This is a genomic window from Streptococcus sp. HMSC065H07 (genome assembly GCF_001837325.1).
GTDB lineage: Bacteria > Bacillota > Bacilli > Lactobacillales > Streptococcaceae > Streptococcus > Streptococcus salivarius_H.
In genome coordinates this window covers 115,572-136,268 of record NZ_KV832013.1, presented here as the reverse complement: position 1 = coordinate 136,268, position 20,697 = coordinate 115,572, and the positions used below count along the sequence as shown (strand labels likewise).

Sequence of the window (20,697 nt, the reverse complement as noted above, 5' to 3'; positions counted from 1 at the left end):
GAAGTCGGTTCTTTTCTACTTTGACTTAGCTATAAAGTGGTACTAATGCCTTATCTTCAAACTAAAACCCCAGTATTTCTACTGAGGTTTTCTTTATTCGATAATTAAGAGTCCATCTTTAATAGCGAATGGATTGTCTTTATTGATGCGGTCGTAGAACATGATACCGTTAGTATGGTCGATTTCATGTTGAACAACGATTGAGTTGTAACCACGGAGTTTAACACGTTGCTTTTCGCCCTCTTTGTTGAAGTATTCAACAGTTACACGAGCATGACGAACCACGTAACCAGGAACGTCGCGGTCAACTGAGAGGCATCCTTCGCCATCGCCCAAAGCAGCATCCTGAACAGAATGGGCAACTACTTTAGGGTTGTACATGATTTCTTGAAGGCTATATGCTTCTTTTGGTGGATTACCTTCAGCGTCTTCAGGGTTTGGAACGAGAACAGCGATAATGCGTTTTGAAATATCTAATTGAGGGGCTGCAAGACCGACTCCCCCACGAAGCCCCATTTTTTCGGCAATAACAGGATCTTGTGAGTTACGAAGAAACTGCATCATTTTTTCGCCTAGGATAATGTCTTCGTCTGATAGTGGGAAGGTTACATCTTCAGCGACAGCACGCAAGGTTGGATTTCCTTCGCGAATGATATCATTCATATCAATCATATGGCTGGCGCGGATAATTTTGGTTTGAGCGTCCATTTGTTTACCTCTATTTTCTTTGATTTACTTGTTTATAACTATAGCACAAAAGGGTTGAAAATTAAACCATCAAGGATTAAAGTGAGGCTTTTTCTAATCGATAAAAGCCAGTTTTTCCAAGGTTTGTCTCTCTAAAATACGATAGGTTTTAAAGGCCTCTTTTTCGATAATTCCCTGGTCGATAAATTGTTTGATGACTCGCTGTACATGACGATAGCTAGTTCCAAAACGGGAAGCTAAAATAGATGGTGATAGTTGAAAAACACCTTCTTCCTCAATACTCAACATATGAGTAGCCAGACGCTCTTTGACAGTGTAGCTTGCATTTGTTGAGGCAGTAATACCCTGTTTATGCAGTGCCATGGCTAGGTTATGCCCAATTTGATAGAGAAAAACGGGATCTTTGAGGAGCTCTTCTTTATTATTTAAAGGGAGCTGAACTGCTTGAACCTCTTCTAAAGCAATGACTGATGACCCTGCTGGTTGATTGGTCATGAGTTCTACATCTCCAAATATTTGTGGTTGGTTAAGCATTTCTAGGATATGTTCTTTACCATTGAAGAGAGAACGCACAATTTTTACCTTTCCTGACAAAATGTAGGTTAGCTCTGTGATAGCTTGCCCTTGGGTACAAATATAATCATTCTTTTGAAAGGTGACTTTCTGTAATTGGTCGAGGTAGGGGGGTGGAAAGACCTGATCAAGTTGAGGTCTTATGTCATGATTACGCATACATCTCCTTTTTTAGGACCTAGGTCCTATTTTTTAAAGTCTCCTTAGATTATAATGAAAAAATAACTATCAGACAAGTAAGGAAAGGATGTTCTAATCCCTATATTATGACACGAATTTTAGAAAAAATGAGCCTACTTGGGCTATCCTTGCTCTTGATTTCGGCCTTTTCGATTTCAACAGCGCTACCACCTATGTTGGACTACTATAGCCCAACCTTTTCTGCCGCGCAAGTGGAGCTTTTAGTATCTGTCCCTTCATTTTCCGTAGTAGCGATGCTCTTACTTAATTCATTTATTGACAAATGGCTAAGTGATAGACAGCTAATTGTGACTGGCTTGCTTTTACTTAGTAGTGCTGGGATTTTTCCTTTTTTTGTACAAGCCTATCCTCTTGTCTTACTGTCACGTATTGCTTTTGGAATGGGGATTGGTCTTATCAATGCTAAGGCGATTGCCATCATCAGTCAACGTTATCAAGGTAAAGAGCGAGTTCAGATGTTAGGTATTCGTGGCTCCATGGAGTTGATTGGTGGAGCTTCTTGTTCTCTTTTAGTTGGACAATTACTGAAAATTCATTGGACCTTTGCCTTTCTTATCTATGGTTTTGGTTTTGTGATTTTGATTATGTACCTCCTTTTTGTGCCATCGATGGAGCAGGTGGAGAAGAAGCAGATTACAAAAAGAAAACAAGTTCTGAACAAAAAAGACCTTGGTATGATTCTTGGCATGGCTCTTTTAGCAGGTTTTGTCATCTGTATCAATTCTTCGATTAGTTTGCGCGTGCCTCTGTTTCAAGTTGCTGGTAAGACTATTGAGAGTGGTCAATCAGCCTTAGTACTGAGTTTAGAGCAGGGAATTGGAATTGTAGCTGGACTGAGTTTCGCCTCGCTTATAGGACATTTTAAAAATCGTCTTTTGCTTATAGTGATGTTCTTGTTAGCGGTTTGTCTCTTTGGGATGTCAGTGGCTAGTAACTTACCGATTTTGATTTTATCTTCAGTTGGTGTTGGTTTCTTTTATAGTATTATTTTGACAATTATCTTTAACCGACTTTCTGAGTCTATTGCTAGAAGTCTGTTGAACAAGGCGACAGCCTATGTCCTCTTAGGCTGTAACCTAGGGTCAGCCATTTCCCCTTATGTTTTGAAATTGTTAGCACTCATATCTCCAAGTTTTAGTTGGATTTTTCTAGCTTATGCTATCGTAAGTTTCCTACTTTTCCTACTTTTCCTTGGATTCTTTCTGAATGCAAAAATGGCCAAAAAAGTCTAAGCTTCAAAAACTTAATCAGTGAAATCTTGCGATTGACAAAGATTAGTAGATGAGCTAAAATAGAGAGGTCGTAAAGACAAACCAACTCTTTCTTGGTTTTAGGAGAGCCAATCCTAAGACTCGGATGGAGCAAAAAAAGGAGAAAAAACATGGCAATCTCAAAAGAGAAAAAAAATGAAATCATTGCTCAATACGCACGTCACGAAGGTGACACTGGTTCAGTAGAGGTTCAAGTTGCTGTCCTTACTTGGGAAATCAACCACCTTAACGAACACATTAAACAACACAAAAAAGACCACGCTACTTACCGTGGTTTGATGAAAAAAATCGGTCACCGTCGTAACTTGTTGGCATACCTTCGCCGCACAGACGTTAACCGTTACCGTGAGTTGATCAGCTCACTCGGACTTCGTCGTTAATTCAAGATACAAGTGTCTAGGCCTTGTTCAATTGAATACACGAAAATGGAACTGCTCTATGATGGGGCAGTTTTTTTATTCGCTAGGATTTTAGCCTGAGTTCAAAACAGCTCTCTAGATGTAGAGGGCTGTTTTTCTGCATTCCTCTAAAAATTTCTTACGATGATTAATCTATAGAACAAAAAAAAACTCCAAAATTAATTCTGGAAGTTTTTTAACTTAAAATCTTTTTGATAACTGTTTGAAATTGAGGGAGTTGATGGATAGCAGTTCCGACAAGGATACCTAACATATTTAAGGTGATATCTCCCAAATCAAAGACTCCCAAATGTCCGAAGTACTGAATGGATTCGACGGAGAAAAGGGTAAGGAGACAAAGTAGGAGATTACTCAATCGTGAAGAAAAGAGGAGTCCCAGAGGAATGAACATTAAGAGGTTCATGATGGGAACGAAGTGGCTACCCCAGTATAATTCCCGAGCAAAGGAAAGGGGGTTAAGTGAGAGACCTTGGGTACCAATGTTTTTCAAGAAAAGTAGGTAGAAGAGAGCAAGAAAGTAAATGAAGTAGAGTAGGAGTAGTGTCTGTTTTTTCAGCTTTCTAGTAAGAAGTAGTTTCAAAAAAGCGTAGACAAAGTAACTCAGTAGGACAATAATGACTAGGTTGAGTAAGACTTGAAAGTAGGAGCCATAATGGGCGATGTAATGAACGTACTGTTCGAGATGCCCCCTATAAAACCAATAAGACAAGGCCAGTGAGAGGATTCCTAGTAAGATGTTACTCAATGTTTTTAATGTTTTTGCCACTTTGCTCCTCCATTTGCATATGATGAGTACACATTATATCAAAAAAACGTTTAAAGAAAGTTAAGAAACTGTAACGAAGTTTTGATAGAATAAAAGGATAAGGCAGAATCAAAGACTAAAAAAGGACTTTGAAACAGCAACTCTACTTTTGACTAACAATTTAATGATTTTTGTAAACAGGCTATGAAAGCTTATAAAATAATTAAATTTTAAAAATTAGGAGTCAGCACCTTGTTTCGAGATTATTAAAATGTTATTATATAGTAGTGAATTTTTAACATAAAAAGGAGTTCGTCTTATGAATAAAAAGGTTTTGGCGACAGCTGGAATTGCAGCACTTGCAGTTTCTGCTACAGTTGCTAAAGCTGATGAGGTAACGACAAACGATCAAGCCTCAACAACAGCATCAGTATCATCGACAGCTACACAAGCTGTCCCAACTCAAGCCCAAGTCGAAGCGGCTAGAGAACAAGCCAGCGCTGCAAATCAAGCAGTATCGCAACAAGAGTCAGTTGTTGCTAATCATGAAGTAGCTGCAAACCAGGCTCAAGCAAACCTAGCGACAGCAGATTCTAACTTGCAAAAGGCACAAACAGCAGCCGATGAAGCAAGTCCAGAAACTATTGCTGCCGCTCAAGGTCAAGTAACTACTGCTGAAAATGCAGCTAAGGAAGCTAAGTCAGCAGTCGAAACAGCTCAATCAGCAGAAAAAACTGCTAAAGATGCAGCAGACAAACAGCAAGCTGTCGTTAATACAGATCAAGCTAATGTCAATGCTAAAGCTACTGAAGTGGCTAATGCTCAAAAATCAGTAGATGCCGCTAAAGCAGCTCTTAATGGTTCTAGTGCTTCTGAGGCAGCTTCTAACCAAGCTAAAGCGCAATCAGCTTTTGATGCTGCAACAGCAGCTGAGAAAAAAGCTCAAGAAGAATTGGCAGCCGCTCAGGCAGCTGATAAAGAAAAAGCTACTGCTATTTCAGCTAAAGAAGGGCAATTGACTGCAGACCAAAATGCAGCAAACCAAGCTAAAGCAGCTTATGAGACTGCTCAAACAGTAGCTAATGAAAAGGCAGCCGCACTTGCAGCCGCTGAAGCAGCTAAGAAAAAAGCAGAATCTTCAACAACTTCAACAGCTAATGTTCGTCAAAAATTCTCAGTGTCACAAGAGTATGTCAATGCTCTTAAGATTCATGAGTCTAAAACAGCGACCGCAGCAGAAAAAGCTCAAGCTGAACAAGTCTTGAAGAACGTTAATAAACGTGATCGTGGTAACAATAGTTATCAAGATAATGAAGCGGATAAAAATGTTAAAATTAGTGATTTGAATAATCTTAGTGAAGCTCAAATTACAGATTTGTCATTGTATGCTTCAAGTTTGATTAACCAAATTCGTACAGCCTTTGGTACAACTCAAACATCTGTTTCAAAAGGTAGTGTTCTTGCGGCTGACCGTGTTTCAGATGGTTATGTAGCAGATAACTGGGGTTGGGAAGCTATTACCCATCAACGACATGATAGTGCCGCCCTTGACCGTGCTGGTAAGTCATTTAATAGTGTAAGTATTGGTGAAAACCTTAATACATGGCAAGGTTTGACAGGACCATTTACCCTTAACGACATTAAGAAATATGTCTATGAAGCTATGCTTGACTTCATGTTTAACGGTAATGAGTGGAACCATGCTCGTTCTATCTCTGGACTTACAGCAGATGGTGGTGAGTCTTACATTGGAACAGACATCAGTGTTGTTGCCGGTGCCTTTAACGTTCACGTAAACAATGTCAATAAAAATTCTATCGCTTCTGATAGTAGCTTTGACACAACTAAGATTGCTAACCCATATGAAGGTAACCAATCTCAATCATCTTCAAATGCAAATCTTGCTGCTGCAAAAGCAGCTTATGAAGCTGCTAAGCAAGCTAACGATCAAGCTCAAAGTGACTTGGCTAGCAAGAAAGCGGCTTCTGAGTCAGCAACTCTTAAGCTTAAGAATACTCAGTCAGAACTTGCAGCTCTTAAAGCGACTGCAAGCAAGTTGGCAGCTGCTCAGAATAACCTTTCTGAAAAACAAGCAGCCCTTGCAACTGCTAAATCAGAATTGGAAAAAGCTAACGCTGCAGTTGAAAACCTTAATGCTAACGCACAAGAAAAAGCAGCAGCCCTTAGCAAAGCTCAAGCAACTCTTGATGAAAAACAAGCAGAGCTTAAAACAGCTAAAGATAAACTTGCGACAAGTTCTGCAACCTTGCAACGTTTGACAAATGCCTACAACGCTGCTAAGCAAGATACTGCTAAGAAACAAGTAGCATTGACACAAGCTAACCAAGCCTTGACTGCTGCTAAGAACCGTCTAGCAGCCCTTACAAATGCTTCAGGTAACCTAGCTAAGGCTAAAGCAGAACGTGCAACAGCCTTTGCCAAATTTACTGCGGCGAAAGCAGCTCTTTCAACTGAACGTGCGAAACTTGTTGAATTGTCAGCTAAGCGTGATAAATTAACGAGCGAATACACGACTGTTCAAACAGCCTTCGATAACTACATGAAAGCTAAGGCAGACAAAGAGCGTCAAACACAATTGGCTAAAGAGTTCGCTAACATTACATCCAAAGGTCTTACACCAGTACCTGTTTACGATGTAGATGGTAAAGTTATTGCTTTCACAACACAAGAACAAGCAGCTCAAACTGTAGCTCAAGTTCCTGTAAATTATGGTCAAACAAAAGCTGAGAAACAAGCTCCTGTACAAGCAGCAGACAGCTTGCCAGAAACAGGTGAGTCAACTGCAGCAGGATTCAGTCTTGTAGGTCTCTTCATGACACTATTGGCCTTCCTTGGTTTCGTTGACAGACGTACACGTCGTAACTAATCATTATAGACAAAAAAACGGCAACTGCCGTTTTTTTGTATGTCTGAGAATCTAAAAAAGTTAAGGCCGAAACCTTAACTTTTTTGTTTTTAACCCAAGAAACGTTTGAGGAATTCCTTAGTACGTTCTTCTTTAGGATTTTCAAAGATTTGTTCTGGGCTACCTTGTTCAGCAATTACCCCTTTATCCATGAAGATGACACGGTCTGAAACATCACGTGCGAACTCCATTTCATGGGTAACGATAATCATGGTCAAACCAGTTTCAGATAGCTCCTGCATAGTCTTGAGTACTTCCCCTACCATTTCTGGGTCAAGGGCTGAAGTTGGCTCGTCAAAGAGGATGGCTTCTGGATCAACAGAGAGGGCACGAGCGATTGCTACACGTTGTTTTTGTCCCCCTGAAAGTTGCTTTGGTTTAGCTTTCCAGTATTGTTCCCCCATACCAACTTTCTCCAAGTTAGCTTTGGCGATGCTTTCAGCTTCTTTACGGTCACGTTTGAGAACAGTTGTTTGAGCTACGATAGCATTTTCCAAGACATTAAGGTTTTCAAAGAGGTTGAAGGATTGGAAAACCATACCGAGTCTTTCACGATAGGTAGTGAGGTCGTAACCTTTTTCAAGGACGTTGTCCCCATGATAGAGGATTTCACCACCTGAAGGTGATTCGAGTAGGTTAATAGAGCGAAGGAAGGTTGATTTCCCTGAACCTGAAGAACCAATAATTGAGATAACCTCACCCTTTTTGACGCTGAGGGAGATATCTTTGAGGACTTCATTTTTTCCGTATGATTTTTTGAGGTTTTTAATTTCTAAAATCGTCTCAGTCATTAGTGAACCCCTCCTTGTGTGTAAGTATCTTGATCCAAACGGCGTTCTACATAACGCAAGATGCGTGTCACTGTGAAGGTAAGGACAAAGTAGATTGCTGCGATAACAAAGAATGTTTGGAAGTATTGATAAGTTTGGCTTGCGACAGTGTTACCTGCGAAGTAAAGTTCCACAACAGAGATAACGTTCAAAACAGAGGTATCCTTGATATTGATAACGAACTCATTACCAGTAGCTGGCAAGATGTTACGGATAACCTGTGGAAGAACAATCTTACGCATGGTTTGACCATGGGTAAATCCAAGAGCAGTTGCAGCTTCAAATTGTCCTTTATCTACAGCGAAGATACCACCACGAACGATTTCACTCATGTAGGCTCCAGTGTTGATAGAAACGATGAAGACAGCTGCTAGGGTACGGTCAATATTGATACCAAAGGCCTGGGCAGTACCGTAGTAGATAACCATAGATTGTACAATCATTGGCGTACCACGGAAAACTTCGATATAGACATTAAGCACCCAACCGAAGAGTTTTTGGAGCAAGGCTACAAATTTATTAGCAGCCTTAGGAGCTGTGCGGTAAACACCAATCATAAGACCGATGAAAGTACCCACAACTGTACCGATAATTGAGATAAGAAGGGTAATTCCTGTACCACGTAAGAATTGTGGCCAGTTCTTAGCGATGATATTGCTCATCTGACTAAAGAAGTTTCCTTTTTTAGCCTCATCAGTCTTATCTGCAGGTTGGATGTCAATGATGTGATCCATCAGTTTAGCACGTTCCTCTTGGCTGATTCCAGCAAGGACCTTATTGACTTGTTCCATTTGCTGGCTGTCTCCTTTGCGAAGGCCGACGGCCAAGGAGACGTCATCGTCTGAAACCTGGAAACCACCATCTTTAAGCGTAATCATCTTATATTTTGAGCTAGCTTCTTCGGCAGTTTTTGCTTCAGGACGCTCTGAAACATAACCATCGATGATACCAGATGCAAGGGCTTGGCGCATAGCACCGAAGTCTCCCATAGCGGTTTGTTTGCTGACACCTGGGATTTGGTCAATCAAATTATAGAGATAAACCCCTTGTTGAGCTGTGATTTTAGCATCCTTGAAGTCTTTGAGACTCTTAGCGTTGGCATAATCACCGTCTGAGCTGACAACCATGACAGGTTCGCTTCGGTAATAGCTGTCTGAAAAGTCGATTTCTTGACGACGTTCAGCTGTTGGGCTCATACCTGCGATGATCATATCGATTTTGCCGGAAGTGAGGGCAGGAATCAAACCTGTCCAAGCTGTTTTGACTACCAAGGGTTTCTTGCCTTGAGCTTCAGCGATTTTTTTAGCGATTTGCACGTCATAACCGTTGGCATACTGTTTGGTACCTTCGATTGGAACGGCTCCGTTTGAGTTATCGTCCTGCGTCCAGTTGAAAGGTGCATAGGCAGCCTCCATACCCACACGGAGATACTCGTCTGCTTGAGCGCTTGATACTCCGCCAAAAACGAGGAGGAGCGCTGCAAAGCAGGCTATAATAATTTTTTTCATTGAAACAATGTCTCCTATAAAAATGTCATACCTTACTATTTTACAGGAAATTAGGATTAATGACAATAAGTTGGGATTAGAAAAACAATCTCTATATCAAGATTGTCTTCAAATACAAGTTGTAATTTGATATAATGGGAAGGACGATTTGGAGCCTTGATCATTTTTGCTGTGATGAGGCTAGCATTTTAAAACGGAGATAATTATGCAAACGGCACAATTTATTATTGAATTACTAAAAGCAGTCTTTCTTGGGATTGTCGAAGGTATCACTGAGTGGCTACCGATTTCATCTACAGGTCACTTGATTTTGGTGAATGAATTCTTGAACTTGAGACAAAGTAAAGATTTCATCGATATGTTTAATATCGTTATCCAACTTGGTGCTATTCTTGCGGTTATGGTCATTTACTTTAAACGTTTGAATCCCTTCCAACCTGGTAAGACAGCACGTGAAGTGCAATTGACTTGGCAACTTTGGCTCAAGGTGGTCATTGCCTGTATTCCTTCAGCCTTCTTTGGTCTTCTTTTAGATGACTGGATGGAGGCCCATCTCAGTAATTTCTTTGTAGTAGCTATCATGTTGGTGGTCTACGGGATTGCCTTTATTTGGATTGAGGACCGCAATCGACGTGTAGAGCCTAAGGTAACGGATTTGGCACGTATGTCTTACAAGACAGCTTTCTATATTGGTCTTTTCCAAGTCTTGAGTATCATTCCAGGGACAAGCCGTTCAGGTGCTACTATTCTTGGGGGTATCATCGTTGGTACTAGTCGTAGCGTAGCTGCTGACTTTACCTTCTTCCTTGGTATTCCAACCATGTTTGGTTATAGTGGCCTTAAGGCGGTTAAGTATTTCATTGACGGGAATACTTTGACAGGTGGACAAGTGGCTATTCTCTTGGTAGCTAGTGTGACAGCCTTTGTTGTCAGCTTGTTCGTGATTCGCTTCTTAATGAACTATATTAAGAAACATGATTTCACAGTTTTCGGAAAATACCGTATCGTACTTGGTATTATTGTGCTTCTCTATGGAGCAGTCAAACTTATTTTCGGATAATTACTTTTAAGTAAACTGAAAAGGACTTCAATTGAAGTCCTTTTTAGCTGGTTTAGAGATCATTTGTGGATAAGTTTTCCAAAGATAAGGTAAGCTAGCAACCATAGGACCAATCCGCAAGTCAAAAAGCTAGCTAGGATTTTCAAGAAGTCCACGACATTATGCAAGGGATACCATCCGGACAAACAGAGAATTGGAAGGATGGTAACACACATGATAGAGAAGTGGAGAAGTGATTGCTGTTTGAGCGATAAACGGTTATCGTCGTAAATGGGTGCAGTTGCTAGTATGATGGCGACGATTAGCCCTGTAAGAAAGGTAGATTTGTTTACTTGATGGGGTTGCCCCGATAAGTAGAGAAAGAGCGTCAATAAACTCGTTATTCCTCCAGCAATGCTAGCTCGTAGCCACCCTTTTTTATAGGCAGTCATGGTCATCACCTCCATGTATATCTTCACTTTTATTATACTCCAATCTAGGATAGATGACAGGTATAAATGGGGAAATACAAGGTTTTGTTAGTATTAAGAAGTTTTTAGAAATCCTTTCCAAAATAAGACTCAAACTTGCTCAGAAATTGCTATCTCTTGGCTTTTCTAGTATAATGAAATAACTACTCGTGCGAGGTTTTTTACATATGGAAATGAAACAAATAAGCGAGACAACTCTAAAAATCATGATTACCATGGAAGATCTTGAAGAACATGGTATGGAATTGAAGGATTTCTTGATTCCCCAGGAAAAAACAGAGGAATTTTTCTATACTGTCATGGATGAGTTGGACTTGCCTGATAACTTTAAAAATAGTGGGATGCTGAGCTTCCGTGTCACGCCACGCAAGGATCGTGTGGATGTCTTTGTGACTAAATCAGATCTTAAGGAAGACCTTGATTTCAACGATTTGTCAGATATGGATGACTACTCAGGGCTTTCTCCAGAAGAGTTCCTCAAGGCTCTTGAGGGTAACTTTATGGACAAGGGTGACATCGAAGCACACCATAAGCTCGAAGAGCTTGAAAAGACCTTGGAAGAGGTTGATAAGGCTATGACAGAGCCTACCAAGGAAGTGGCTGAAGAAAATATTCGTGAAGACTATACCCACTATGTCTTGGCCTTCTCTGACTTTGATCAAGTGGTGACCTTTACACAAGGCTTGAAGGATGTGCCTGTTGAAGGTTCTGAGCTTTATAAACTTGGGGATGTCTACTATATGACAATCCTTCTTTACTTGGCTGATGAGCCTGATTATTACGCGAACAATATGTATGCGCGTTTTCTTGAATATGCGAATGTGGCAGACCGAACACGTGCCTACCTACAAGAGCATGCAACAATCTTGATGGAAGAGGACGCCTTACCGGTACTACAAGCAACGAAATGGAGCTAAGACATGCCTTGGACCATTAACTATATATTCGTTTTGATTGGGACCTTTTTGATAGCCATTGTGACGACCCCTTTGGTACGCTCTTTGGCCTTACGTGTCGGAGCTGTTGACAATCCCAATGCAAGACGTATCAATAAAAAGCCCATGCCTAGTGCTGGCGGTCTAGCTATTTTGTTGGCCTTTGTACTAGCGACCTTGGTCTTTATGCCTATGATTATCCATAAGGATATTTGGCATGTTTCCTACATCAGGTATATCTTACCGGTTGTTGTGGGTGGATCTGTCGTAGCTCTGACGGGCTTCATTGATGATATCTTGGAATTAAAGCCTCTACCTAAGATGCTTGGTATTGTTATTGGAGCTGTTATCGTTTGGGCTTTTACAGACTTCCGATTTGATAGCTTTAAGATTCCATTTGGTGGTCCCATGATTCATTTTGGGCCAGTCCTGACCTTGATTTTAACGGTGTTATGGATTGCGGCCATCACCAATGCCATTAATCTGATTGATGGTTTAGATGGCTTGGTTGGAGGAGTTTCTATCATTTCCCTTATGACTATGGGGGTGATCTCTTATTTCTTCCTCTATGATACTGATATTTTCTTGACCATGACCATCTTTGTCTTGGTGGCTGCCATTATGGGCTTCTTCCCCTACAATTATCATCCAGCAATTATCTATCTAGGTGATACGGGGGCGCTTTTTATTGGCTTTATGATTGGTGTCTTGTCATTGCAAGGATTGAAAAATGCAACTGCAGTAGCTATTTTGTCACCTGTTATTATCCTTGGAGTGCCTATTGTCGACACAGTGGTAGCCATTGTCCGACGTAAATTGTCAGGGCGACCAGCCATGGAGGCTGACAAGATGCACTTGCATCATCGTCTCCTAGCCATGGGCTTCACTCATCGAGGAGCGGTTCTGGTGGTTTATGCCATCGCTATCCTCTTTTCATTGATTGCCCTCTTGTTAAACGTTTCCAGTCGTCTCGGTGGTATTCTCTTACTCTTGAGTTTGATTTTGGGAATGGAAATTCTGATTGAAGGGCTTGAGATTTGGGGCGTTGGTCGAACACCTCTCTTCAATTTCCTAAAATTTATCGGGAATAGCGATTATCGTCAAGCAACCATGTTAAAATGGAAGCAAGGGCGAAAAAATTAAACATTTGAAAAGCCAAGTAATGGCTTTTTTGTTATAATGATTCTAATTAAGGAAAATGGAAGTTCTCTTTTTATTTTCCAGAAAATAGTAAGACTATTTTCAAAAAAATAATGCAAATTAGCGAGCAAGTGCTCGCTGTATATATGAAAAAAGGAGTATACAATGTCTGTACTTGAAATCAAAAATCTTCATGTTTCTGTTGAAGATAAAGAAATCTTGAAGGGTCTTAATTTGACTCTTAAAACTGGTGAAATTGCTGCTATCATGGGGCCTAACGGAACTGGTAAATCTACCCTTTCAGCTGCTATCATGGGTAATCCAAACTATGAAATCACAGAAGGGGACATCCTTTTTGATGGTGAAAGTATCCTTGACTTGGAAGTTGACGAACGTGCACGCCTAGGTCTTTTCCTTGCTATGCAATACCCAGCTGAAATCCCAGGAATCACAAATGCTGAGTTCATCCGTGCGGCTATGAACGCTGGTAAAGAAGATGACGAAAAGATTTCTGTTCTTGATTTCATCACTAAATTGGATGAAAAGATGGAATTGCTTGGTATGCGTGAAGAAATGGCTGAGCGTTACCTTAACGAAGGTTTCTCAGGTGGTGAGAAAAAACGTAACGAAATTCTTCAATTGCTCATGTTGGAACCTAAGTTTGCTCTTCTCGATGAGATTGACTCAGGTCTTGATATCGATGCCCTTAAAGTGGTTTCAAAAGGGGTTAACGCTATGCGTGGCGAAGGCTTTGGTGCCATGATTATCACTCACTACCAACGTCTCTTGAACTACATCACTCCAGATGTCGTACACGTGATGATGGAAGGTAAAGTGGTTCTTTCAGGTGGTCCTGAATTGGCTGCTCGTCTTGAGCAAGAAGGTTATGCGAAAATCGCTGAAGAGCTCGGTTACGAGTACCACGAAGAAGCGTAAGTCTGTTACTCGAAATAACTAGAAAAGGAGTAACCTATGTCAAAAGAATCTATTATCGCTTTTTCACAAGCAAAAGCAGAGCCACTTTGGTTGCAAGACCTTCGTCAAGCAGCCTTTGATAAGCTTGAAAGTTTGGCTCTTCCAAAAATTGAGCGTGTAAAATTTCACCGTTGGAATCTCGGTGATGGAACGATTACTGAAAATGAACCATCAGCAAATGTACCTGATTTTACAGCGCTTGGAAACAACCCTAAATTGGTCCAAGTAGGAACAAATACTGTACTTGAACAATTGCCAGCTGACTTGATTAGTCAAGGTGTGGTCTTCACAGACCTGACGACTGCTCTTGAGGAAATCTCAGAAGTCGTTGAAGCCTTCTTTGGTAAGGCTGTAGCCTATGATGAGGACAAATTGGCAGCTTATAACTATGCCTATTTCAATAGTGCAGCGGTCCTTTACGTACCAGATAATGTTGAAATTGACTTGCCAGTTGAAAGCTATTTTTACCAAGATGGAACTTCAAATGTTCCATTTAACAAACACGTTTTGATCGTGGCTGGTAAAAACAGTAAATTGACTTACCTTGAGCGCTTTGAAACGCTAGGTGAAGCGACTGAAAAAGCTAGTGCCAACATTTCAGTTGAAGTCATTGCTCAAGATGGTGCACAAGTTAAGTTTGCTGCTATTGACCGTTTGGGCGAAAACGTTACAACTTATATTAGTCGTCGTGGTCGTATCGGTCGTGATGCCAGCATTGACTGGGCTCTTGGTATCATGAACGAGGGCAATGTTATTGCTGACTTTGATAGTGACTTGATTGGTAATGGAAGCCATGCCAACCTTAAAGTTATTGGTCTTTCATCAGGGCGTCAGGTTCAAGGAATTGATACTCGTGTAACTAACTATGGTAACAACTCTGTGGGACATATCCTACAACATGGTGTTATTTTGGAACGTGGTACCTTGACTTTCAATGGTATTGGTCACATTGTCAAAGGTGCTAAGGGTGCTGATGCACAACAAGAAAGCCGTGTTCTAATGCTTTCTGACAAGGCACGTTCAGATGCGAACCCAATCCTCTTGATTGACGAAAACGAAGTTACGGCAGGGCATGCTGCTTCAATCGGTCAGGTGGATCCAGAGGATATGTATTACCTCATGAGTCGTGGACTTGATCAAGACACTGCAGAACGTTTGGTTATTCGCGGTTTCTTGGGAGCGGTTATTACCGAAATTCCAGTTAAAGAAGTACGCGATGAAATGATTTCTGTAACTGATACAAAACTAAACAAACGTTAGGAACTATCGACGCAGATAGTCTAACCTATAATATATCTAGATAGGGAGATAAGATGTCAGCTTTAGATGCCTATAAGATTCGACAAGATTTTGCCATTTTAGATCAGGTAGTTAATGATGAACCTTTGGTATACTTGGATAATGCAGCAACGACCCAGAAGCCTCAAGTCGTTTTGGACGCTCTCATGGCTTACTATCATGAGGACAATGCCAATGTTCACCGTGGTGTGCATACCTTGGCTGAGCGTGCAACAGCTACTTACGAAGCTAGTCGTGAAAAGCTTCGTCAGTTTATCAATGCTAAATCAACCAAAGAGGTCCTTTTTACCCGTGGAACGACGACAGGTCTTAACTGGGTTGGTCGTTTTGCAGAGCAGGTTCTTGAGCCAGGAGATGAGGTGGTTATTTCAATTATGGAACACCACTCGAATATCATTCCTTGGCAGGAAGCTTGTAAGAAGACGGGGGCTAAACTTGTTTACGCCTACTTGAAAGATGGCCAATTGGATATGGAAGATTTGGCCAACAAGATTACTGAAAAGACAAAATTTGTCAGTCTAGCTCAGGTTTCTAACGTTTTAGGCTGCATCAATCCTGTCAAAGAAATTGCCAAGCTCGCCCACCAAGTTGGTGCCTATATGGTGGTGGACGGTGCCCAATCGGCGCCCCACATGACTACTGATGTTCAGAATTTGGATTGTGATTTCTTCACCCTTTCTGGACATAAGATGTTAGGTCCAACAGGGATTGGGGTTCTTTACGGCAAGGAAGAGATTCTTAACCAGATGAATCCTATTGAATTTGGTGGTGAAATGATTGATTTCGTTTACGAACAGGAAGCCACTTGGAAGGAATTGCCTTGGAAATTCGAGGCTGGGACACCTAACATTGCGGGGGCGATTGCTCTTGGTGCTGCTGTCGACTACCTCTCTGCTTTAGGTATGGAAAATGTTCATGCTTACGAGCAGGAGTTAGTAGACTATGTTTTGCCTAAACTTCATGAGATTGAGGGATTGACAGTCTACGGTCCAGAGAATCCTAGCCAGCACGCAGGTGTTATTGCCTTTAACATTGATGGGCTTCATCCTCATGATGTGGCAACTGCCCTTGACTATGAAGGAGTAGCAGTGCGTGCAGGTCACCACTGTGCTCAGCCTTTAATCAATCATTTAGGTATCTCATCAGCTGCCCGAGCAAGCTTCTATATTTACAATACTAAAGAGGATTGTGACAAGCTTGTAGAGGCAATTCTTGCGACGAAGGAGTTTTTCAATGGCACTCTCTAGACTAGATAGTTTATATATGGCTGTTGTGGCCGATCACTCTAAGAGCCCTCACCATCATGGTGTTCTACCTGATGTGGAGCAACTTCAACTGAATAATCCGACTTGTGGAGATGTTATCAATCTGTCAGTAAAATTTGATGGTGACGTGATTGAAGACATTGCCTTTGCTGGAGATGGTTGTACCATTTCTACAGCGTCATCAAGTATGATGACGGATGCAGTTATTGGTAAAACTAAGGCAGAGGCTTTGGAACTAGCGGAGATTTTCTCTCTTATGATTCAAGGAGATCATAAAGATGAAGATAAGCTAGGTGAGGCTAAGCTCTTGGCGGGGGTTTCTAAATTTCCACAACGTATCAAATGTGCAACACTCTCTTGGAATGCCCTTAAAAAAGCTATAGAGAGAAGTGAGCTTTAGGAAGTCAAGGAGCAGTCAGTCTCCTTGCCCAAGCAAAAAGGAAAACGAATCAAACCCTTAATAAAGGAAAATACTATGACTGAAACAAATGAAAAAGTAGAACCAAAACCCATTGATTTGGGAGAATATAAATACGGTTTCCATGATGATGTGACACCAGTCTTTTCAACCGGAAAAGGAATCAGTGAAGACGTGGTCCGTGCCATGTCTGCTGAAAAGGGGGAACCTGAGTGGATGCTTGAATTCCGCTTAAAATCATTGGAAACCTTTAACAAAATGGCCATGCAAGAGTGGGGTCCAGACCTTTCTGGTATTAACTTTGATGACCTGACTTATTTCCAAAAGGCATCAGACAAACCTGCTCGTGACTGGGAAGATGTTCCTGAGAAAATTAAGGAAACTTTTGAACGTATTGGTATCCCAGAAGCAGAGCGTGCTTATCTTGCTGGAGCCTCAGCTCAGTATGAATCAGAAGTGGTTTACCACAATATGAAAGAAGAGTACGACAAGTTGGGGATTATCTTTACAGATACGGATTCAGCTCTTAAAGAGCATCCAGAACTCTTCAAGAAGTACTTCTCAAAACTAGTTCCGCCAACAGATAATAAATTTGCAGCCCTTAACTCAGCCTTCTGGTCAGGTGGTACCTTTATCTATGTACCTAAAGGCGTTAAGGTGGATATTCCGCTTCAAACCTACTTCCGTATCAATAACGAAGCAACTGCTCAGTTTGAACGTACTCTTATCATCGTTGATGAAGGTGCCAGCGTTCACTATGTTGAAGGATGTACAGCGCCAACTTACACAACTGCCAGCCTTCATGCGGCTATCGTTGAAATCTTTGCACTTGATGGTGCCTACATGCGCTACTCAACTATCCAAAACTGGTCAGATAGCGTCTACAACTTGGTAACTAAACGTGCTACGGCTAAGAAAAATGCGACTGTTGAGTGGATTGATGGTAACCTTGGAGCCGAAGTAACTATGAAGTATCCATCTGTTTACCTTGATGGAGAAGGTGCGCGTGGTACCATGCTTTCAATCGCCTTCGCCAATGCGGGGCAACACCAAGATACAGGGGCTAAGATGATTCACAATGCACCGCATACATCATCATCTATTGTCTCTAAATCAATCGCCCGTAATGGTGGTAAGGTTGACTACCGTGGACAAGTCACTTTCAACAAGGATTCTAAGAAATCGGTATCTCACATCGAATGTGACACCATTTTGATGGATGATTTGTCTAAATCAGATACTATCCCATTCAACGAAATCCATAACTCACAAGTTGCTCTTGAACACGAAGCTAAGGTTTCTAAGATTTCTGAAGAGCAACTCTACTACCTCATGAGCCGTGGACTTTCAGAACAAGAAGCAACAGAGATGATTGTCATGGGATTTGTGGAACCATTTACCAAAGAACTTCCAATGGAATATGCTGTTGAGCTTAACCGCTTGATTAGTTATGAAATGGAAGGATCAGTTGGGTAAAAACTCTGATAATCTAAAGGGACCAGACGGTCCTTTTTGTTTTGCTTGAAAAATCAAGAAATGAGCTTTAGATTAATGTTAGGAAGGGAGTAATTGTAATAATCAGAAAGCGTTTACAATTGCTATTTAAAAAGATATAATAGATTTGAATAGCAAGTAATGGAGGGGACTAATATGGGAGTATATAACAGTGACTGGCTACTCAATCAGATTCGTGGGACAGCTAATGTGGTCAGTAAGGCTTTTAAATTTGAGACTCTGGATATTGATTTAGGTCAGGTGGAGGACGAGCAAGGTCACACTATTGATGGAAATGACTACATTGACGACTTGTTAATCCATGAACAGTATGATCAGGCAACTACCTTCATTCATAGTCAACTCAAGCGTTTGACGACTAACGACTATAATCTCCTTGTCAGTGTCTATATGGAGTATTTGGAGAATTTGCCACCTGTAATAAGGCAGAAACATCAATTTGATGATAGAAAAATAACGAGTTTAAGGGAAAAACTGTCCGAATTTTCATGGTAATTTGATAGAGAGTGTGGGAGAGAGACGTCGAGCGTTTACGATTTTTCCACCCTCTTTTTTGTGTTATAATAGAATCACTATGGATAAATTAATAAAAACAATTTCAGAATCAGGTTCTTTCCGTGCTTACGTTCTTGATAGCACTGAAACAGTTAGAACCGCACAAGAAAAACACAATACATTATCATCATCAACAGTCGCTTTGGGGCGTACCCTTATTGCTAATCAAATCTTGGCTGCTAATCAAAAAGGTGATAGCAAGATTACGGTAAAGGTTATCGGAAACAGCTCTTTTGGACATATCATCTCTGTAGCCGATACCCAGGGGCATGTTAAGGGCTACATCCAAAACCCTGGTGTAGACATCAAGAAAACAGCTACCGGTGAAGTCTTGGTGGGTCCTTTCATGGGACAAGGGCAGTTTGTTTCAATCATCGATTATGGAACTGGTAATCCTTACACGTCATCAACACCACTTATTTCTGGTGAAATCGGTGAAGACTTTGCCTACTATTTGACAGAATCTGAGCAAACACCATCTGCTGTTGGTCTTAATGTACTTCTTGACGAAGAGGACAAGGTCAAGGTTGCTGGTGGCTTCATGCTTCAGGTCTTGCCAGGAGCTAGCGAGGAAGAAATCGCTCGTTACGAAAAACGCATCCAAGAGATGCCAGCCATTTCAACGCTTTTGGAGTCTGATGACCATATCGAAGCTCTCTTGAATGCCATTTATGGGGATGAACCTTTCAAACGTTTGTCTGAAGAGGAGCTTAGTTTTGAGTGTGATTGCTCACGTGAACGTTTTGAAAATGCCCTCTTGACACTTGGTAAGGATGAACTTCAAGCCATGAAAGACGAGGACCATGGGGCTGAAATCGTCTGTCAATTCTGCCAAAACAAGTATGAATTTTCAGAAGCTGACTTGGAGGAACTCATCAATGACTAAACTTAATTCGTCCTTCATGATTGGAAATGTAGAGATTCCTCATCGTACAGTATTAGCTCCTATGGCAGGTGTGACCAACTCGGCCTTCCGTACCATTGCCAAGGAATTTGGTGCTGGTCTTGTGGTTATGGAGATGATCTCTGAAAAAGGTCTCCTCTACAATAATGAGAAAACCCTCCACATGCTACATATCGATGAAAATGAGCATCCAATGTCTATCCAGCTTTTCGGTGGTGATGCTGAGGGTTTGAAGCGAGCAGCCGACTTTATCCAGACCAATACCAAGGCTGATATCGTTGATATCAACATGGGTTGTCCGGTCAATAAGGTAGTCAAAAATGAAGCTGGTGCCAAGTGGCTCAAGGATCCAGACAAGATTTACCACATCGTCAAGGAAGTAACGTCAGTACTTGATATTCCTCTGACCGTTAAGATGCGTACAGGTTGGTCAGACAGTGACTTGGCTGTAGAAAATGCCCTTGCAGCTGAGTCTGCAGGTGTTTCTGCCCTTGCTATGCACGGCCGTACTCGTGAGCAAATGTACACAGGTCACTGTGATCACGAGACTTTGGCCCGTGTTGCTAAGGCTATCACTAAGATTCCGTTTATCGGAAATGGCGATGTTCGTAGCGTTCAAGACGCTAAACTTATGATTGAAGAACTTGGTGTAGATGCCGTTATGGTTGGTCGTGCAGCCATGAATAATCCTTACATTTTCACGCAAATCAATCACTTCTTCGAAACAGGAGAGGAGTTGCCAGAACTTCCATTTGATAAGAAATTGGACATCGCCGAAGACCACCTCAAACGTTTGGTGGATCTTAAAGGTGAGATGATTGCTGTCCGTGAATTCCGTGGTCTGGCACCACACTATCTTCGTGGAACAGCAGGAGCAGCTAAGGTTCGTGGCGAAGTCTCACGTGCCGAGTCTGTTGCTCAGGTTGAAGAAATCTTTGCAACTTTGCGATAACTCTATATCTGATAAAAACCTAACTAGC

At 41.4% G+C, this 20,697-nt stretch carries 20 protein-coding genes; 14 read left to right on the top strand and 6 right to left on the bottom strand.

Annotation, left to right across the window (positions count from 1 at the left end):
• Nucleotides 1–93: 93 nt before the first annotated feature.
• Nucleotides 94–708, bottom strand: coding sequence for a peptide deformylase (gene def, locus HMPREF2637_RS00845; protein ID WP_002883663.1), 615 nt, complete (start codon nt 706–708; stop codon nt 94–96).
• Between the two features lie 93 nt (nt 709–801).
• Nucleotides 802–1,440, bottom strand: a complete 639-nt coding sequence (locus HMPREF2637_RS00840) for a Crp/Fnr family transcriptional regulator (protein ID WP_064525448.1) — start codon at nt 1,438–1,440, stop codon at nt 802–804.
• A gap of 107 nt (nt 1,441–1,547) precedes the next feature.
• Between HMPREF2637_RS00840 and HMPREF2637_RS00835 the strand changes: the two genes are divergently transcribed.
• Both HMPREF2637_RS00835 and rpsO read left to right on the top strand, forming a co-directional pair.
• Complete coding sequence (locus tag HMPREF2637_RS00835; RefSeq protein WP_064525450.1) at nt 1,548–2,714, top strand: MFS transporter; 1,167 nt, start codon at nt 1,548–1,550, stop codon at nt 2,712–2,714.
• A 149-nt stretch (nt 2,715–2,863) separates the two neighbouring features.
• A complete protein-coding gene (rpsO, locus tag HMPREF2637_RS00830) occupies nt 2,864–3,133 on the top strand; it encodes a 30S ribosomal protein S15 (protein ID WP_002883618.1) in 270 nt (89 codons plus the stop codon).
• A 214-nt stretch (nt 3,134–3,347) separates the two neighbouring features.
• On the opposite strand, the gene HMPREF2637_RS00825 is transcribed toward rpsO, so the two are convergent.
• Nucleotides 3,348–3,938 carry a VanZ family protein gene (locus tag HMPREF2637_RS00825; RefSeq protein WP_049529346.1) on the bottom strand — a complete coding sequence of 197 codons (591 nt, stop codon included), beginning with the start codon at nt 3,936–3,938 and terminating at the stop codon, nt 3,348–3,350.
• Between the two features lie 298 nt (nt 3,939–4,236).
• On the opposite strand from HMPREF2637_RS00825, the gene HMPREF2637_RS00820 reads away from it, so the two are divergent.
• Nucleotides 4,237–6,804 carry an SEC10/PgrA surface exclusion domain-containing protein gene (locus tag HMPREF2637_RS00820; RefSeq protein ID WP_064525453.1) on the top strand — a complete coding sequence of 856 codons (2,568 nt, stop codon included), beginning with the start codon at nt 4,237–4,239 and terminating at the stop codon, nt 6,802–6,804.
• 89 nt (nt 6,805–6,893) lie between these two features.
• Here HMPREF2637_RS00820 and HMPREF2637_RS00815 read toward each other — a convergent pair whose 3' ends face one another.
• Together HMPREF2637_RS00815 and HMPREF2637_RS00810 are read right to left on the bottom strand one after the other, a co-directional pair.
• Nucleotides 6,894–7,634, bottom strand: a complete 741-nt coding sequence (locus HMPREF2637_RS00815) for an amino acid ABC transporter ATP-binding protein (protein ID WP_002886432.1) — start codon at nt 7,632–7,634, stop codon at nt 6,894–6,896.
• Nucleotides 7,634–9,181 carry an ABC transporter substrate-binding protein/permease gene (locus HMPREF2637_RS00810; RefSeq protein WP_022496531.1) on the bottom strand — a complete coding sequence of 516 codons (1,548 nt, stop codon included), beginning with the start codon at nt 9,179–9,181 and terminating at the stop codon, nt 7,634–7,636. Before HMPREF2637_RS00810 ends, HMPREF2637_RS00815 begins: the two co-directional genes overlap by 1 nt.
• 205 nt (nt 9,182–9,386) lie before the next feature.
• On the opposite strand from HMPREF2637_RS00810, the gene HMPREF2637_RS00805 reads away from it, so the two are divergent.
• Entirely contained in the window at nt 9,387–10,241 is an 855-nt protein-coding gene (locus HMPREF2637_RS00805; protein WP_002883622.1) for an undecaprenyl-diphosphate phosphatase, read from the top strand.
• Nucleotides 10,242–10,300: 59 nt separating this feature from the next.
• Here HMPREF2637_RS00805 and HMPREF2637_RS00800 read toward each other — a convergent pair whose 3' ends face one another.
• Nucleotides 10,301–10,672, bottom strand: coding sequence for a DUF3021 family protein (locus tag HMPREF2637_RS00800; protein WP_002889766.1), 372 nt, complete (start codon nt 10,670–10,672; stop codon nt 10,301–10,303).
• 206 nt (nt 10,673–10,878) lie between these two features.
• Between HMPREF2637_RS00800 and mecA the strand changes: the two genes are divergently transcribed.
• From mecA to dusB, 10 genes are all read left to right on the top strand, one after another.
• Nucleotides 10,879–11,628 (top strand): adaptor protein MecA, encoded by a 750-nt coding sequence (gene mecA / locus HMPREF2637_RS00795; RefSeq protein WP_021143484.1) that lies wholly within the window; start codon nt 10,879–10,881, stop codon nt 11,626–11,628.
• A gap of 3 nt (nt 11,629–11,631) precedes the next feature.
• The gene (locus HMPREF2637_RS00790; RefSeq protein WP_014633818.1) at nt 11,632–12,789 is read left to right on the top strand and encodes a glycosyltransferase family 4 protein; all 1,158 of its coding nucleotides are present in this window, start codon (nt 11,632–11,634) and stop codon (nt 12,787–12,789) included.
• A 162-nt stretch (nt 12,790–12,951) separates the two neighbouring features.
• Nucleotides 12,952–13,722 (top strand): Fe-S cluster assembly ATPase SufC, encoded by a 771-nt coding sequence (gene sufC / locus HMPREF2637_RS00785; protein WP_002883600.1) that lies wholly within the window; start codon nt 12,952–12,954, stop codon nt 13,720–13,722.
• A 36-nt stretch (nt 13,723–13,758) separates the two neighbouring features.
• A complete protein-coding gene (gene sufD, locus HMPREF2637_RS00780; RefSeq protein ID WP_064525456.1) occupies nt 13,759–15,021 on the top strand; it encodes a Fe-S cluster assembly protein SufD in 1,263 nt (420 codons plus the stop codon).
• A 53-nt stretch (nt 15,022–15,074) separates the two neighbouring features.
• A complete protein-coding gene (locus HMPREF2637_RS00775; protein ID WP_070838912.1) occupies nt 15,075–16,307 on the top strand; it encodes a cysteine desulfurase in 1,233 nt (410 codons plus the stop codon).
• On the top strand, nt 16,294–16,725 hold the full coding sequence (sufU, locus tag HMPREF2637_RS00770) for a Fe-S cluster assembly sulfur transfer protein SufU (RefSeq protein ID WP_002883658.1): 432 nt from the start codon (nt 16,294–16,296) through the stop codon (nt 16,723–16,725). The genes HMPREF2637_RS00775 and sufU overlap by 14 nt, the downstream gene beginning before the upstream one ends.
• A 75-nt stretch (nt 16,726–16,800) precedes the next feature.
• A complete protein-coding gene (gene sufB / locus HMPREF2637_RS00765) occupies nt 16,801–18,219 on the top strand; it encodes a Fe-S cluster assembly protein SufB (protein ID WP_002883666.1) in 1,419 nt (472 codons plus the stop codon).
• 174 nt (nt 18,220–18,393) lie between these two features.
• Nucleotides 18,394–18,753 (top strand): hypothetical protein, encoded by a 360-nt coding sequence (locus HMPREF2637_RS00760; RefSeq protein WP_070838911.1) that lies wholly within the window; start codon nt 18,394–18,396, stop codon nt 18,751–18,753.
• Nucleotides 18,754–18,832: 79 nt separating this feature from the next.
• Complete coding sequence (hslO, locus tag HMPREF2637_RS00755) at nt 18,833–19,699, top strand: Hsp33 family molecular chaperone HslO (RefSeq protein WP_070838910.1); 867 nt, start codon at nt 18,833–18,835, stop codon at nt 19,697–19,699.
• The gene (gene dusB, locus HMPREF2637_RS00750) at nt 19,692–20,669 is read left to right on the top strand and encodes a tRNA dihydrouridine synthase DusB (RefSeq protein WP_021144929.1); all 978 of its coding nucleotides are present in this window, start codon (nt 19,692–19,694) and stop codon (nt 20,667–20,669) included. Before hslO ends, dusB begins: the two co-directional genes overlap by 8 nt.
• Nucleotides 20,670–20,697: the final 28 nt, after the last annotated feature.